Origin of the sequence: Cytobacillus firmus NBRC 15306 (assembly GCF_001591465.1) — a bacterium.
Taxonomy (GTDB): domain Bacteria; phylum Bacillota; class Bacilli; order Bacillales; family Cytobacillaceae; genus Cytobacillus; species Cytobacillus firmus.
This window is the reverse complement of sequence record NZ_BCUY01000032.1, coordinates 1-15,572: the sequence shown is the minus strand read 5'-3', so window position 1 is coordinate 15,572 and position 15,572 is coordinate 1. Positions and strand designations below refer to the sequence as shown.

Annotated in this window: 13 protein-coding genes and 1 tRNA gene; 10 read left to right on the top strand and 4 right to left on the bottom strand. The window is 37.8% G+C overall.

Annotated features, from left to right (window positions below; translation table 11 throughout):
- Position 1: 1 nt before the first annotated feature.
- Complete coding sequence (locus tag BFI01S_RS10970) at positions 2–1,747, bottom strand: B12-binding domain-containing radical SAM protein (RefSeq protein ID WP_061792659.1); 1,746 nt, start codon at positions 1,745–1,747, stop codon at positions 2–4.
- A gap of 206 nt (positions 1,748–1,953) precedes the next feature.
- Between BFI01S_RS10970 and BFI01S_RS10965 the strand changes: the two genes are divergently transcribed.
- The 6 genes from BFI01S_RS10965 to BFI01S_RS10935 all read left to right on the top strand — a co-directional run bounded on the left by BFI01S_RS10965 (position 1,954) and on the right by BFI01S_RS10935 (position 6,802).
- Positions 1,954–2,670, top strand: a complete 717-nt coding sequence (locus tag BFI01S_RS10965) for a (Fe-S)-binding protein (protein WP_061792658.1) — start codon at positions 1,954–1,956, stop codon at positions 2,668–2,670.
- Between the two features lie 38 nt (positions 2,671–2,708).
- Entirely contained in the window at positions 2,709–4,139 is a 1,431-nt protein-coding gene (locus tag BFI01S_RS10960) for a LutB/LldF family L-lactate oxidation iron-sulfur protein (protein ID WP_061792657.1), read from the top strand.
- A complete protein-coding gene (locus BFI01S_RS10955) occupies positions 4,136–4,855 on the top strand; it encodes a LutC/YkgG family protein (RefSeq protein WP_061792656.1) in 720 nt (239 codons plus the stop codon). The genes BFI01S_RS10960 and BFI01S_RS10955 overlap by 4 nt, the downstream gene beginning before the upstream one ends.
- Positions 4,856–4,934: 79 nt before the next feature.
- Positions 4,935–5,723 carry a phage minor capsid protein gene (locus BFI01S_RS24355; RefSeq protein ID WP_268875325.1) on the top strand — a complete coding sequence of 263 codons (789 nt, stop codon included), beginning with the start codon at positions 4,935–4,937 and terminating at the stop codon, positions 5,721–5,723.
- A 1-nt stretch (position 5,724) separates the two neighbouring features.
- A complete protein-coding gene (locus BFI01S_RS10940; protein ID WP_061792655.1) occupies positions 5,725–5,991 on the top strand; it encodes a phage holin in 267 nt (88 codons plus the stop codon).
- A 121-nt stretch (positions 5,992–6,112) separates the two neighbouring features.
- Positions 6,113–6,802, top strand: coding sequence for an N-acetylmuramoyl-L-alanine amidase (locus BFI01S_RS10935; protein ID WP_061792654.1), 690 nt, complete (start codon positions 6,113–6,115; stop codon positions 6,800–6,802).
- A 428-nt stretch (positions 6,803–7,230) separates the two neighbouring features.
- On the opposite strand, the gene BFI01S_RS10930 is transcribed toward BFI01S_RS10935, so the two are convergent.
- The gene (locus tag BFI01S_RS10930) at positions 7,231–7,494 is read right to left on the bottom strand and encodes a hypothetical protein (RefSeq protein WP_061792653.1); all 264 of its coding nucleotides are present in this window, start codon (positions 7,492–7,494) and stop codon (positions 7,231–7,233) included.
- 387 nt (positions 7,495–7,881) lie between these two features.
- On the opposite strand from BFI01S_RS10930, the gene BFI01S_RS10925 reads away from it, so the two are divergent.
- Genes BFI01S_RS10925 through BFI01S_RS10915 form a run of 3 tightly spaced genes read left to right on the top strand, consistent with a single transcriptional unit; the run spans position 7,882 to position 11,589 of the window.
- Positions 7,882–9,324: a spore germination protein gene (locus tag BFI01S_RS10925; protein WP_061792652.1), complete on the top strand. Its 1,443-nt coding sequence runs from the start codon at positions 7,882–7,884 to the stop codon at positions 9,322–9,324.
- A gap of 37 nt (positions 9,325–9,361) precedes the next feature.
- Positions 9,362–10,444: a GerAB/ArcD/ProY family transporter gene (locus tag BFI01S_RS10920; RefSeq protein WP_061792651.1), complete on the top strand. Its 1,083-nt coding sequence runs from the start codon at positions 9,362–9,364 to the stop codon at positions 10,442–10,444.
- 14 nt (positions 10,445–10,458) lie between these two features.
- The gene (locus BFI01S_RS10915) at positions 10,459–11,589 is read left to right on the top strand and encodes a Ger(x)C family spore germination protein (protein WP_061792650.1); all 1,131 of its coding nucleotides are present in this window, start codon (positions 10,459–10,461) and stop codon (positions 11,587–11,589) included.
- Positions 11,590–11,718: 129 nt separating this feature from the next.
- On the opposite strand, the gene BFI01S_RS10910 is transcribed toward BFI01S_RS10915, so the two are convergent.
- A tRNA-Arg gene (locus tag BFI01S_RS10910) sits at positions 11,719–11,792 on the bottom strand.
- A 117-nt stretch (positions 11,793–11,909) separates the two neighbouring features.
- Positions 11,910–12,950 carry an acyltransferase family protein gene (locus BFI01S_RS10905; protein WP_061792649.1) on the bottom strand — a complete coding sequence of 347 codons (1,041 nt, stop codon included), beginning with the start codon at positions 12,948–12,950 and terminating at the stop codon, positions 11,910–11,912.
- A gap of 497 nt (positions 12,951–13,447) precedes the next feature.
- Here BFI01S_RS10905 and BFI01S_RS10900 point away from each other — a divergent pair, with 497 nt between their 5' ends.
- Positions 13,448–15,250, top strand: a complete 1,803-nt coding sequence (locus BFI01S_RS10900) for a methyl-accepting chemotaxis protein (protein ID WP_061792648.1) — start codon at positions 13,448–13,450, stop codon at positions 15,248–15,250.
- Positions 15,251–15,572: the final 322 nt, after the last annotated feature.

Here is a 15,572-nt window from a genome sequence, read left to right as displayed (position 1 = left end):
GTTATTGTAAAGGACCCGAAAAGATAGAGACTGTTTCTGAGCTTGAATCGAAATAGGCAAGAAGAACAGAGTCTTTCTTTTCTATTATTCCCTCATTAATATACCTTTCGATATCAAAGGATAATCTTTCACTTAAGGTATGTTTGTATATTTCTTTTTCATTCAGCTGGAGGGTTAAGAAGTTTTCTCCCAGCTGGTTTGGGTTTTCGAGCAGAGACTGATAAAGCTTCGATCTTTCAGATTTTTCAAAGCTTGGCTGCCACCATGGTTTTCTGGGCTTATATTTTTGTTTTGAAATATAATCGAACTTCATTAGTCCTTCTGCTATATCCAAATCAGCAATTTCTTTTGATTGCAGAAATTCAAAAAGGCGTTTGAAAAGATCCTCAAGCTGATGCCCAATTCTGGACCATCCTTTTTGCTCCCAATAACTGCCGAATTCCTGGAAGAAATCGAAAGGAGTCGGAAAAACTTTTGTAACCAAATATTCAACAGTTGCATCCATTCTATGGTCATTCCAATATTTCTCTAACACATCTTCGACCTGTTTTATGCGAATGATGTCATCGAAGGACAAAACATTATTTCCCAGTATTTCATATGGTGAGTGGTCCATATAAATATATTGATGATCTTCTGCCCTTAAGCGAAGACCGGTGCCTCTCAGCATTTTTAAGAAGCCGAGCTGGAGCTCTTCCGGCCGCATGGCAAATACATCATTAAATGTTTTTTTGAATGAATCATAATCTTCCTCAGGCAGTCCGGCAATTAAGTCGAGATGCTGATCGATTTTTCCTCCATCCTTTACCATTGTAACTGTTCGGCAAAGCTTGTCAAAATTCTGCTTCCTCATGACCAATTCATTTGTATAGTCGTTTGTCGACTGTACGCCAATTTCAAATCGGAATAATCCTCGTGGTGCTTCCTTATTCAGGTATTCAATTACCTCAGGTCTCATAATATCTGCGGTGATCTCAAATTGAAAGACAGTCCCCGGCAGATGCTCATCAATCAAAAATTGGAACATTTCCAAGGCATAACTGCGGCTAATATTGAATGTGCGGTCAACAAATTTTAGCGTTTTTGCACCATTCTTCATTAAATATCGGATATCGTCCTTAATTTTTTCCCTGTCAAAGTACCGCACACCTACTTCAATAGAGGAAAGGCAAAACTGGCAGCTGAATGGACATCCCCGGCTGGTTTCTATATAAGTGACACGTTTAGAAAGGTGGGGAATATCTTCTTCAAAGCGGAATGGTGAAGGCAGATCGCGCAAGTCCAGCTTATTCCGCTGTGGATTAATACGAACCTGGCCGTTTTCCCTGAAAGCAAGACCATGCACATTTTCCATATTCATGGTGCTGTTCAGCTCATTCAGCAGCTGTTTGAAGGTTTCCTCACCTTCTCCGATGACAATGTAATCAAATTCTTGTACATTGTTCATCCAATCAGCAACATCATAAGTCACTTCTGGTCCTCCGACTACAATATGAATGGAGGGATCAATCTTTTTAATCATCTTAATGACCTTAATGGTTTCCTCGATATTCCATATATAACAGCTGAATCCGATCACATCAGGCTTTTTGCGGACCAGATCTGTAACGATATTCATTACCGGATCTTTAATTGTATATTCGGCTAATTCCACATCGAAATCAGGCTGAGCGTATGCCTTGAGATACCGGATCGCTATATTTGTATGAATATATTTGGCATTAAGCGTACTGGCGATAACTTTCATTTATTTCTGAACTCCCTTGTTAGCAACTTAAACATCATATAATTGTATCATATTTTTGACTGAAAAAAAGGAAGTAAAACATTGACATATGTTAGAGAAGATAAACAATGATAATTATTATAATATTTATAAAAATACAACAATTTGGATTATAACTATAGTAAAATAATAGAAAATAAAATAATTAGCTGGGAGAGGGAATAGAGATGAAGGTAAGTCTTTTTGCAACATGTCTGGTAGATATGTTTCAGGGAAATGCAGGCAAGGCAGCAGTTGAACTGCTCGAGCGGCTGGGGTGTGAAATAGATTTCCCGGAAGCACAGGTCTGCTGCGGCCAGCCTGCCTACAACAGCGGCTATGTGAAGGAATCGAAGGAAGCCATGAAAAGGATGATCTCGGCATTTGAACATGCAGAATATGTTGTTTCCCCTTCCGGATCCTGCGCCTATATGTTTCATGAGTATCCGCAGGTTTTTAAAGAAGACTCTGTATGGGAACCCAAAGCAAAAAAGCTGGCAGAGAAAACATACGAACTTACTCAATTTATCGTTGAAGTTCTAAATGTGGACGACGTCGGGGCGAGTTTAAATGGGAAGGCCACCTATCATACATCCTGCCATATGACCCGGCTCCTTGGAGTTAAAGAAGCTCCCATGAGACTATTGAAAAATGTGAAGGGCCTTGAATTTGAAGAGCTTCCAGGCAAAGAGCAATGCTGCGGTTTTGGAGGTACTTTCTCCGTGAAAATGGCTCAAATATCGGAGCAAATGGTAGATGAAAAGGTTGGGCATATAGAGGAGACTGAAGCGGAAATTCTTATTGGAGCTGATGCAGGCTGCCTGATGAATATTGGAGGCAGGATTGGAAGGCAGGGAAAACCCATAAGAGTTATGCATATTGCTGAAGTGTTGAATTGCCGCTGACAAATTAATGGACATGCTATGTTACAGGAGGAATAGTTATGGCTATGAAAATAGGAACAAACGACTTTAAGGATCGTGTAGATTCCGGAATAAACAATTCCTTTATGAGAGGGGCAGTGTCAGGTGCACAGGAAAGGCTTCAGACTAGAAGACTTGATGCTGCCGCAGAACTTGGAAATTGGGAAGAATGGCGTTCGCTATCAGAAGAAATTCGCCAGCATGTACTTGAAAATCTTGATTTTTACTTATACCAGCTCAGCGAAAATGTTGCTAAAAGGGGAGGGCACGTTTACTTTGCTGAAACTGGTGAAGAAGCCTCTGCCTATATAAGGGAAGTAATTGAAAAGAAGAACGCAAGAAAAGTGGTTAAATCAAAATCGATGGTAACGGAAGAAATCCACTTAAATGCCTCCTTGGAAGAGGCGGGGTGCCAGGTGATTGAAACTGATTTGGGGGAATACATTCTTCAGGTGGACGACCATGACCCGCCATCACATATTGTGGCGCCAGCCCTTCATAAGAATAAAGAGCAGATTCGGGATGTATTTGCAGAAAAACTAAGCTATCAGAATACAGAAAAGCCGGAAGAGCTTGCTTGGCATGCGCGAGAAATGCTCCGCCATGAATACTTAACCGCCGATGTTGGCATTACGGGCTGTAACTTCGCTGTGGCTGAAACCGGTTCAATCACATTAGTGACTAATGAAGGCAATGCAGATCTTGTCACAGCCTTGCCTAAGACACAAATTACCGTAATGGGCATGGAAAGGCTGGTCCCGACATACGAGGAAATGGAAGTGCTTGTCAGCATGCTGACAAGGAGTGCGGTTGGACAAAAGCTTACGAGTTATATAACTGTTTTGACTGGTCCAAAAGAAGAACTTGATGTTGATGGCCCCGAGGAATTTCATCTCGTCATTGTGGACAATGGCCGCTCATCGATTTTAGGAGGGGAGTTTCAGTCCATTCTTCAATGTATCCGCTGCGCTGCATGTGTGAATGTTTGTCCAGTGTACAGGCATGTTGGAGGGCATTCCTACGGATCTATTTATTCAGGCCCGATCGGAGCGGTTCTTTCACCCCTTTTAGGCGGCTATGATGATTATAAGGAATTGCCTTATGCATCCACCCTTTGCGGAGCCTGTACAGAAGCATGTCCAGTCAAAATCCCTCTGCATGAGCTGCTTCACAGACACCGGCAGGTAATTGTCGAAAAAGAAGGAAGGGCTCCTATATCGGAAAAGATGACCATGAAGGCCTTTGGACTGGGCGCCGCTTCACCTTCCCTTTATAAACTGGGGTCTAAGCTGGCACCGGCAGCCATGAATCCATTTACAGCTGGCGACAAAATTATAAAGGGACCGGGGCCTTTAAAGGCCTGGACAGAAATCAGGGATTTTCCTGCTCCTAATAAAGAAAGATTTCGCGATTGGTTCAAAAACCGGCCAAAAGGAGGCGGACAGCAGTGAACGGAACTATTCATAATCGGGACGCTTTTTTAAATAAAATTGCAGGCAGACTGGGCAGGGAAAAGAGAATTTCTGGAGTTGAAAGGCCAAAATGGAGCTATAATCCTCAGGATTCCATCTTTAAAGAAGCAGATTCAGATGAGCTTCTGGAAGCTTTAAAAACACAGTGCACGAAAATACACACTGACCTTCTTGTAACCAAAGCCGCCAATTTGCCGGAAACTCTTAAAGAGATTGCAGCCCAGTACGGAGGGGGTCCAGTTGTAACCTGGAAGGATGACCGTTATAGACAGTTTGGGCTTACGCAGCTATTTGGGGAAATCTGGCCAAAAGAGAATGTGGAAGTATATGAATGGGATTATTCTGCTGGAGAAATTAATGTTGATTACGCAGAAAAGGCAAATATCGGCATTACCATCAGTGAAATTACTCTGGCTGAATCCGGAACAGCAGTCCTGTTCAGCAGCAGAGACCATGGACGGTCAATCAGTTTTCTGCCTGCTGCTTCCATTATCCTTATTCCGAAAAGCACACTTGTCCCTCGCATGACACAGGCTGCCAGGATTATCGGGGAACGAGTGAGCAGAGGGGAGCTGGCTTCTTCATGCATTAACTTCATAACCGGACCAAGCAATTCAGCAGATATTGAGATGAACCTCGTTGTGGGAGTCCATGGGCCTGTTAAGGCTGCTTATATTGTTATAGATGATTTATAATATGTGAAGCGCCTGACATCATAAACGAGAAAAAACGCCAAACTTTTGTTGGCGTTTTTTTTGTAGCGTCCCAGGCGAGATTCGAACTCACGACCTACACCTTGAAGAAGCCGGCTATGAAGCTATTACGGAATCGGAAATGGAACTAATAGAAGCTGTTACTCAAGGCATCTTGCTACAACCACCTTTACCTAAAGAAAGCCCAGTTCTTGAAGGGGTCTTATTGTCTTTTCAAAGGCAAGCAAGGGAAACTTTCAACCTGATAAATACAACAATGTTAGATCAGTCTCAGCAAATATATCTAACCATATTGAATGAAACAACACGAAAAGTTATAGCAGGGACAAAAACACCCAGACAAGCGCTGGCAGAGACAGCTGCAAGATGGGCAGAACATGGTGTTCCTGCTCTAATACGTAAAGATGGGGCTAAAATGTCAACGGAAGCTTATGTATCTATGGTTACAAGGTCAATGTCAAACAGTGTTGCTAATGAAATGCAATTTGCTCGAATGGATGAATATGGAGCAGATTTAGTAGAAGTCAGTTCACATATGGGTGCACGGCCAAAATGTGCTAAGTTCCAGGGGAAAATCTTTAAGGCGGTATCAGTAAACGCATATAATCAAGAAATTGCTGAGCTGAAAGGTGATATAAAAGATATAGAGTTTCGAGTTAACAAATTGGAAAGGGTGACAGATAGGCATGATCAGCAAATTACTTCCATAAATGAAAAGCTCAATAAAATTGATGAAAATACAACATGGATCAAAAGAACAATTACAGGAGCTATTATTACAGCGATTTGCACCGGTATTATCGGGGGAGCAATCGCTATTTTTTATAACGTTTTAAGAGGAGGACAATAAATTGATAAATTGGAAGGTTCGCTTTAAAAATCCTGTGTTTCTTGCACAATTATTTCTAGCCTTTTTTGCACCAATACTTGGTTATTACGGATTAACCGCACAGGACCTCACTACATGGGGTTCTGTTTTTTATTTACTGGCCGGAGCTTTTTCAAATCCATATGTTTTACTGCTGATCATGGTGAGTGTGTGGAATGCTTTGAATGATCCAACAACAAGGGGAATCGAGGATAGCCAACAAGCTAAACGTTATCAAAGGCCAAAATAAGCTGCCCTTTTCGGTGGCTTTTCTTATGCCTTGAAAGGGGTGTTTGTCATGTGAAAGGAAGGACAGCAGTACAAGCAGTTAATAGATTTGCGAATAAAAATATTATTAGAGGTGATTAAATATGGTCAAACTTTTTATTGATCCAGGTCACGGCGGCACAGATCCAGGTGCGGTAGGAAATGGTCTTCAGGAAAAGAGTTTAACACTTCAAATCGCCACACGTATAAAAGATATTTTAACCCTTGAATATGATAATGTTTCAATCCGAATGAGCCGAACTGGTGACCAAACCGTATCTTTATCAGAGCGCACGAATGCAGCCAATGCATGGGGAGCTGATTTCTTTTTGTCGGTCCACATTAATGCAGGCGGGGGAACAGGATATGAAGATTATGTTTATCCTGGAGTTGGAGCACCTACGACCACATATCAAAATAATATTCATGCTGAAATAATTAAGCTGGTTGATTTTTATGATCGTGGTAAAAAGCAGGCAAACTTTCATGTTTTGCGGGAAACAAGCATGCCGGCAGTACTAACTGAAAATGGGTTTATCGATAATGCAAGTGACGCAGCTAAATTAAAATCAAGCACTTTTATTGAAAATCTTGCTCGTGGTCATGTGAAAGGGATTGTGAAGAGTTTTAATCTTCCTAAGAAGAGTTCAGCGGTCTACCACACTGTTGTATCTAGAGATACTGTATATTCTTTAAGCAGAACCTATGGGAGCACAATTCAGCAGATCCGGGATTGGAACAATCTCGATGAAAACTATACTATTTATGTGGGACAGCGCTTACGTGTCAAGTGAGCGTAGTTAAGAAATATCCACCCCTCCGTGGCAGCAGGTGATGGAATTGTAGTGAGTACCGTTAGGTTTGGATTCATTGTCTGGTTTTTGACCTTGATAGAAATAAAAGACAGGGGAAATTATAGTTCCCGGTTAGGCTATCAGTTTAAAGCCCTTCTCACTAGAGAGGGGCTTCACATATGAAGAATTTGATAAAAGAATTTTGTAATACATAGAAGCTTTTATGGTGGGAACATTATAATACAATATCATACAAAGGAAGTGGACCTTTTGAGATTTTCTAAAACAACAGGCAACATTACATATTTAGGATATTCTGCAATACTTTTAACAACAATATATACCCTAATTATTACAGCCTTGGGTCTTAAAACTATGCAGATGGTAAAGTACATTTATAATACTCAAAAAAGGAATGGTTAGGAGAACTAAATGATACTTAATAATAGTGAATTAGCAAAAAAGTATAAAAGTCCTTCTAAATTGTGAGGGGCTTTATATGTGCTTCCAGGTCTTTCTTCGTATAATATCTGAAACAGTTGGCATGCTAATTTCATTTCTCTTGTACCTGCAGTATTTTTGTTTAGGTATTTAATCACCGTTTTTGCTTGGATTCCAACTATACCGGCTACTTGCCTTAGTGACATTTTTTCATCGTAGTAAAGTCGCTTAATTTCATCCAGTAATTTCATTTTAATGTAATACCATATGATTTATTGATTTAGCCACAATTGATTTCTTAAGACTACTTCTTCGAATCAACCCTGATCTTCTATTTCCATTTGCGGTAGGTTGTTGCATGTAGTGTGTATAACTCCTTTTAAGGTTCTATCCATCACAACACGAACACCTACTTTTAATTGCTCCTTACAAACATGGCAATGAGGATTAATGCCTTTGAGCTTATCAATTTTATCCCTCTCCTGACAATAATTGGCTAGGTGTAAGGAGAGTCCTTGTGTATTAATTGTGAAAAATTTAAAATTGATCTAAATATTTTAACGCGTGTTTTCTGCTACTGCGTATAAATTCTTCCCTGAAACAAAAACTAAAAGAAATGATTAAAGGGTAGGTTACAAATGAAAAGCAAAAATGTCTTCCTGGATTATCAGGAAATAAGAACCATACTTAATGACTCGCCAGATTTGATGTGTAGAAAAATGGAATTAGGAAGGCAAACTATTCAAATCGTTTTTATGAAGAATTTAATAAATCAGGAAGTCCTAAATGAATATGTTATTAAATACATGCAAACAATTCCAGAAAAACACTTAAATTACACTTATTTGGTTAATAACATACCAATTGAGGAAATAAAAACTGAAAACGAAAAGAATGAGTTCATCTCATCTCTTTTAAAAGGATTTTCTTATATTTATTTCTTAAATGAGAAAAAAGGTTTTATGGTAAATTGCAATAATACTCTTGAAAGATCAATTGAGAAGGCAGAAACAGAATCATTAGTATATGGACCTAAGATATCCTTTACAGAGTCATTATCATCAAATATCAAGATTATCAGGCAAAACCTTAATGATTATAATTTGTGTACTGATAGCTTAACAATTGGGGAACGTGTTAAGAAGGAAGTAAGAATCGTATATATAAAAGATATAGCAAATGATGAAACACTAAATAACCTTAAAGAAAGATTAGAAAAAATAAAACCAGATAATATTAATGACAGTTCAGTTTTAGCGCAATGCCTAGAAGACGATCACTATACATTTTTTCCGCAGCTTCTATTAACAGAATTACCCGATCGATTTATTTACTCGATTTTGAACGGAAGAATTGGTGTATTTATGGATGGCAGTCCAGTAGCTATTATTGGGCCAGCTAACTTTTTTTCGTTCTTTGAATCAACAGAAGATATCTATTTAAGATGGTCGCTAAGTACATTTATACGATTTACTCGAATTTTTGCTATGATAGTATCTTTATTTTTAACTGCATTCTATGTAGCTACAATGACCTATCATTTTGAACTGATACCTTCTAAATTGTTGATTATAATAGGACAATCGCGCTCACAAGTTCCTTTTCCACCTTTATTAGAAGCTCTTTTACTTGAATTATTAATTGAATTACTTAGAGAAGCTGGTGCACGACTCCCTTCTAAAGTAGGTCAAACAATGGGGATTGTTGGAGGAATTGTTGTAGGCCAAGCTACAGTTGAGGCAGGATTAACAAGTAATATTTTAATTATTATTGTTGCCTTCAGTGCCTTAGGGGCTTTTCTGGCTCCTATTTATGAAATGGGTACTGCGATTCGGATAGCAAGATTTCCATGTATTATTTTGGCTGGTTTATGGGGTTTGAATGGGATTATGATTAGTGTTTGTATACTAATGGTTCATTTGTTAAAGCTTACGTCTTTAAATAAGCCCTATCTTGCGCCATTATATCCGTTCAGAAAGGAGGATTTTAAATACTTTCTATTTCGGCTCCCCCACCATTTTTATACCAAACGCCCTGTAGTCAATCGCCCAAAAGATACAATTCGAATAAGGGAGAGGTAATAAAAAGTTCAAATTCACATGAAATTTGAGGTGGAAAATGAAGTCAAATGCCATTGTCAATGCCTTTATGGCCTTTTTTATTATACACACATCTCAATTTGGTATGGGTATCCTTGGAGCTCCGAGGATCGTGTACTTAGAATCTAAGAAAGATGCTTGGATTTCGGTTTTACTGTCTGGTATAGCAATTAGCTTTATAACTTGGATAATGATATCCATACTTAAACAGAATGAAAATCGTACGCTATTTGAAATACATGAAAATTTATTTGGACGTATGTTTGGCAGCATCATTAATGTCGTAATTGTCGTTTACTTTATGGCAGTTCATTATTCAATCACCATAAGTTATGTTGAACTATCACTTACGTGGGGTTATGAAGGTCTCTATGAATGGGTCGGTGTCCTGTCATTAGTTTTGATAACAATTTATGGTGTGTCTGGCGGATTCAGAGTTGTTGCTGGTATTTGTTTTTTATCTTTTATTATTTTCATATGGATGTTATTCGTATTGTATCAACCTCTTCAAAGTTTAAATCTCGATAGAATATTACCCATTTTATCGACTAGTCCGACTGAAATTATGAATGGAGTCTACAAAAGTACTTATACAATGTTAGGCTTCGAGGCGTTACTTTTTCTTTTTCCATTTTTCAAGGAGAAAAATAAAGTACACTTATACAGTCAACTGGCAGTATGGTTTACAACATTTCTTGTTTTAATCATTACCATTTTCTCTATATTGTTTTTTAGCTCAAAAGAATTAGAGGTGAATATCTGGCCATTTGTCAGCATTATCAGTACTATTCGTTTTCCGTTTATTGAGCGCTTTGAATTTATAGTAGTTTCAATATGGATAATCGTAATTTTTCCTAACTTGTGTATTTCGTTATTTTTATCTTCTAATGGTGTTAAACAGATTTTTCGCATAAAGCAGAAATATGGAATATGGATAATTTCAATTATCATTTTTATCTGCAGTTTTTTTATCACCAAAAGAGTTGATAATGATTATTTTATAGATAAAGTTGCTCAAATTGGATTTTTTTTATGGTTTGTATACCCTGTAGTTTTATATGGCATCATTACCATTAAATCAAAAATCGTTGGTCGTTCATAAGGGGAGTTGAAATAATGAAATTAAGATTCTTTATTTTGGTTAGTACCCTTATCTGTACATCTTGTGTCCCTCCAAGCAAAATAATCGAGATGCAGGGTATTTCAACTATTCTTGGTTTTGACTTACTTGATGATGAGACTTACAAAGGCACAATTAGTCTTTTGCAATTTGACCGTTCACAGGGAAAGACAAGTACTACCATTTCAGCTGAGGGTTCTACCAGTAAAGAAATTCGACAAAGGCTGGAGCAGCAAACAAGCCATGACATTTCCTCTGGACAATTAAGAACCATCCTATTTGATAAGCAAATTGCCGAGGAAGGGTTATTTTCATTTCTTGATACAATGCTGAGGGACACCAGGATAAATCCCTTCATATTCTTAGCGATCACAGACAAGTCGGAGGAAACGATAAATAGTAAAGAATATGAGGAGTTTCCGGAAATGGGTTCTTATATGTATCAGTTACTGGACAAACATGAGAAAAAAGAAATGTTAATAAACTCTAACTTGCATGACTTTATTTCCGCATTATATGAGAGCGGCATTGATCCTACGCTGCCTATTATAAAAAATATTAAAGGTGAAGCACCTTTTATAGAAGGAGTAGCATTATTCAAGGATGATAAAATGGTTGATTCTATCTCTTTAATTAAAACCTTCTACATAAAATTATTCACTAACAACAATGCTTTCTTAGGGGATTTAACCTTAACGATACCTTCTGATAAATTAGAGAAAACTGGAGTGCTTATCTCTGAGAATGCAGAAAATGAAAAGTATAAAATAACCTTACACCCTATCAATTATCAGGGAGAAATTGAGGTAGTTAATAATGAAATAGTAAACTTAAACGCGTCTATTTCAGTTTCAATAATAGAAATTCAGCCATCCGCTTCCATAATTGATAAAGAATCAACGAGAAAATTAGAGCGCTTGATTGGTGAAGAACTTAATAATGAATTCGAGAAAATTCTTGAGGAATTAAAAATCTTAGAAACAGATCCCATAGGAATTGGAAGAAAAATAAAAAGTTTAAGGAAATATACTCATTTAAGCAATGAAGAATTAAGTGAGAAGTACTCTGCACTAAAGATAATGCCAAATATAACTGTAGAAATTAAGAGGCCTGGAGCAGTTAATTAGGAAAAAATTTCGTTCCAACCCCAAACCGACCCAAAACTTGGAATTCAAAGGTTTATGACTACTCAAATTAAATAGAATAAAAAACGCAAAACCCTTGATATAAAAGGGTTTTGCGCTTTTCTTTTGTAGCGTCCCAGGCGAGATTCGAACTCACGACCTACAGCTTAGGAGGCTGTCGCTCTATCCAGCTGAGCTACTGAGACATGTTGGCATAATTATATTGTGTGAAGTACAGTTACTTATTATAATCCCATAATCAAAAATGGTCAATGGTTATGCTTAAAGTAAAACCGGCCATTAAGACATGACCGGTTTCTGATCTAACTTGTAAGTTTTTTACGATAAAATCTCGCATATGCCCTTGATCTATCTTTCAGCTTCTTAAGCTGTGATGTCTTCAGTTCAATGATAGGCTGTGCAAATGATGTAATCAGTTTGCTTGAGAGAAGCAAGGTCAGCAGCAGTGATATGCCGGCAAGCAGCAGGAAGTTTTCCGGTTTAGTGAAAAAGCCCTGTATATCACTTTCTCTGAATACCCGAACAAAGAACCCATGCAGCAGATAGACATAAAGTGTATTCTTCCCTAAATTAGTAAAGAAATATTGTTTGCGCGGTACGAAAGCAAAGAAGCTAAATACCATAATTAGGCTTAGGATATAAAAGCCCAATCTCATAAAAACTGCTCCAATGGATGCTGCCCCCATTTCAGTGTATGGCTTCGACCCAAGCAGCCATTTGTAATCCACTTCAGGGTAAAGATAAAAGCCGATAAAGACCACAGCAAAAATAGCGAACGCACTAATCCTGAACTTCGGCTGGAATAGAGCATATAAATGCTCTTTCTTTAAATAGTATCCCAATAAAAATAAAGGGAAGAACACAAACGTCCTTGATAAACTTAAATAGTTTGAAATCCAATCAGCATATCCAACAGCAAGCCCTATGATAAAGGCAGCTGCGAGGGAGTAAACCGCTTTATACTTTGCGAAGAATAAAAGCATGATATTCCAGCAGAACATGCTGATCAGGAACCATAATGACCAATGCGGGTTAAAAGGATCCAGCTCAAAGGTGCCTTTATTATATAAAAAGTAATAAAAAACGGAATAAATAACCTGGAAAATGATATACGGCAGTATAAGCTTTTTGGCAATTTTCTTTATATAGCCTTTTTTATAAAAGCCTTTTGCAAAAAAACCGGATACCAATATAAATGCCGGCATATGGAACGTATAAATCACTTTATATACTGTATAAATTGTCTCATTATCTTCAATAAAAGAGCGGAGCAAATGCCCGAAAACGACAAAGAAGATCAAGATAAACTTAGCATTGTCGAAGTAAAAGTCACGTTGTTTCATATGTCCTCCTCTATTAAAGACCCCCAAAAAAATATTCTCTATGTCTTTACCCACTTTAACATGAAGCAAACTTCATTTCTCGTGTAAATAGGAGGTTTTATTTACAGAAAAAGTAAATTAAAAAAGTTCTGAAATAACTGTAACATAATAATTAAAACTCTGTTGTATAAAAAAACGGCCATCCAACTCATATATTATAAGGCTGAGAAATCTTTTTGCAAGCCTGTTTCAAAATTCTTGAACTGATTGTCATTTTTGTTTCAGATAAATGGTAGCAGTTAATTTAGTCTGCCAATCTTTAAAAAGCTGCGCTTCCCAGGAAAAAAATCATAAAGGGGAAAGCCCCTGAGAAGTGCCAGATTAAAATAAATTGGAAAAATAATCTTCAAATGTCTTTTTTGTTCTATTATAATGAATTGAAAGAATAGTAAAAAAGAATCATAAATAAACTAGTTCAATTGTTCGCATCTGGTTTAAATCACAAAGGGGGAAGTAATTTGAAAGGGGTAAGGAAATTCAAATCAGGAAAGAAGGAACGAAAAGCCTCATCTAAGTCTAAAAAGTTTGATATAGGCAAGTTTTTTAATAAAATTGCCGGCACAAGCTGGTGGAAGAACCTGAAGCTTGGCCAGAAATATGGGGTTGCTCTTTTTGTGACCATTGGTCTATTCACAGTTTCAACAGTCCTTACTTTTTTTCTGCTTACAATTGCCAGCTCAAAACTGGAGATTGTTAAGGATTCTGGAGAAAAAGCCATTATAATTAGTGAATCAGCGGCCACATTTCACCATAAAGGGAGCACGATTGGAAACTTTATCATTGACTCCAATCCTAAACATTTAAAGACATTTGACCAGCTGACAGAGGAATTTAATAAATTAAAGAAGGAGATTTCGCCGGATCTCAACAATGCGAAATCCAAAGACCTTTTTAAGCAAATTGATGAAAACGATCAAAAAATCACCAGTTTATTTCATGACGTTATTGAGCCAAAAGTCAAACTTCAGCATGAAAGAGAATATAGGCTTGGGAAATTGCAGGCAGATAATATTATTTCTGAAACGGTTGAAAAATTGAATACCCTTAGCAGCATGATGAAAGAGGACCAGCAAAAGGCAGTATCTTCTGCAAAATCCAGTCTTATTCTAACTTTGATAGTACTTGGCATTTCAATAATCGTTTCCGCTTTCCTTGGAATCGCAAGTATTGTTTTTATAGGACGTATTATTTCAAAGAAATTAACTTCGATCGTACAGTTCTCAAATGAAATAGCAAAAGGAAACCTCAATGCGGATTCAGTGGAATATGAGGGTAATGATGAGGTAGCACAGCTTAGCAGAGCCATGAATTCCATGAAAGTAAAACTGCAGACAATGATTCAGGAAATTAATGCAGTTTCTGGATATGTTACAGAAAGAAGCGGAGAACTGAATATTGCTGCAAATGAAGTGAAAGCAGCCAGTCAGCAGGTTGCTTCAACCATGCAGGAGCTTTCAGGAGGAGTTGAGGATCAGGCTGGCTCTGCAACACGTTTGTCTTTATTGATGGACGAGTACCTGGAAAAAGTAAAAGAAGCAGCATACAGCGGGGATGAAATCAAGAGTGCTTCCACTGAGGTGTTATCGCTTACTGAGGATGGAAACAAGCTTATGAAAGAATCCCAGGAACAAATGGGATTAATTAATCAGATTATGAAGTCGTCTGTGGACAAGGTTAATGGACTGGATGATCAGACCAAACAAATCTCAAGGTTAGTTAAGGTTATAAAGGAAATTGCTGACCAGACTAACCTGCTCGCATTAAACGCAGCAATTGAAGCTGCCAGAGCCGGTGAGCACGGAAGAGGTTTTGCAGTCGTGGCAGATGAGGTGAGGAAGCTGGCTGAGCAGGTATCCTATTCGGTTTCAGATATCACCAAGATTGTCGGAGGTATTCAAGCAGAGTCGAACAGTGTAGCCGTGTCACTTCAAACAGGCTATGTTCAGGTTGAAAAAGGAACGGAGCAAATTCAACTGACAGGACAAACATTCCAGAAAATTTATGAGGCAGTTAACTCAATGTCCACCAATGTCAGCGACATTTCCCGCAGCCTCGAGCAAGTTTCAATTAATTCTTCACATATGAATCAGTCCATTGGCAATATTGCCGCAGTATCTGAGGAATCTGCTGCAGGCATCGAACAAACGAGCGCATCAATGGCTCAGACTAATCATTCAATGGAGGAAATATCAGATAATGCACAGTCTCTGTTGCAATTGGCAGAACAATTAAATGAGATGATTGCAAAATTTAAACTGTAAAATCCAGGCATACTCGTGATAGGGTATGTCTCTTCCTTTCTATCCAAAGCCCTTAATATAAAAATTATTTTAGCCATTTTTCTCTGAGATTTAAAGGTTTTAATCTGATTTTGTAGAAATATTTAATTAATTGCAAATCCCAATAGGAGGAAATAGAGTGGTCATTATGAATCAGGAAATCAGGAGACTCTATGCCAGGATTGAGACTTTGGAAAAGGAAAAGAATATATTGGCTAACGGCAATTCGCCTGGATATAATCTTTTCTCTCACTCAAAAGATGGAATTATAATTTTTGACAGCGAGGAGAAAATAGTTGATGTC

What these genes read in the sequence shown, in the direction of transcription:
- BFI01S_RS10905 (WP_061792649.1), bottom strand. Translation starts at nt 12,950, where the DNA reads ATGAAACAACGTGACTTTTACTTCGACAATGCTAAGTTTATCTTGATC.
- BFI01S_RS10960 (WP_061792657.1), top strand. Translation starts at nt 2,709, where the DNA reads ATGGCTATGAAAATAGGAACAAACGACTTTAAGGATCGTGTAGATTCC.
- BFI01S_RS10925 (WP_061792652.1), top strand. Translation starts at nt 7,882, where the DNA reads ATGAAAAGCAAAAATGTCTTCCTGGATTATCAGGAAATAAGAACCATA.
- BFI01S_RS10920 (WP_061792651.1), top strand. Translation starts at nt 9,362, where the DNA reads ATGAAGTCAAATGCCATTGTCAATGCCTTTATGGCCTTTTTTATTATA.
- BFI01S_RS10965 (WP_061792658.1), top strand. Translation starts at nt 1,954, where the DNA reads ATGAAGGTAAGTCTTTTTGCAACATGTCTGGTAGATATGTTTCAGGGA.
- BFI01S_RS10930 (WP_061792653.1), bottom strand. Translation starts at nt 7,494, where the DNA reads ATGAAATTACTGGATGAAATTAAGCGACTTTACTACGATGAAAAAATG.
- BFI01S_RS10935 (WP_061792654.1), top strand. Translation starts at nt 6,113, where the DNA reads ATGGTCAAACTTTTTATTGATCCAGGTCACGGCGGCACAGATCCAGGT.
- BFI01S_RS10970 (WP_061792659.1), bottom strand. Translation starts at nt 1,747, where the DNA reads ATGAAAGTTATCGCCAGTACGCTTAATGCCAAATATATTCATACAAAT.
- BFI01S_RS10915 (WP_061792650.1), top strand. Translation starts at nt 10,459, where the DNA reads ATGAAATTAAGATTCTTTATTTTGGTTAGTACCCTTATCTGTACATCT.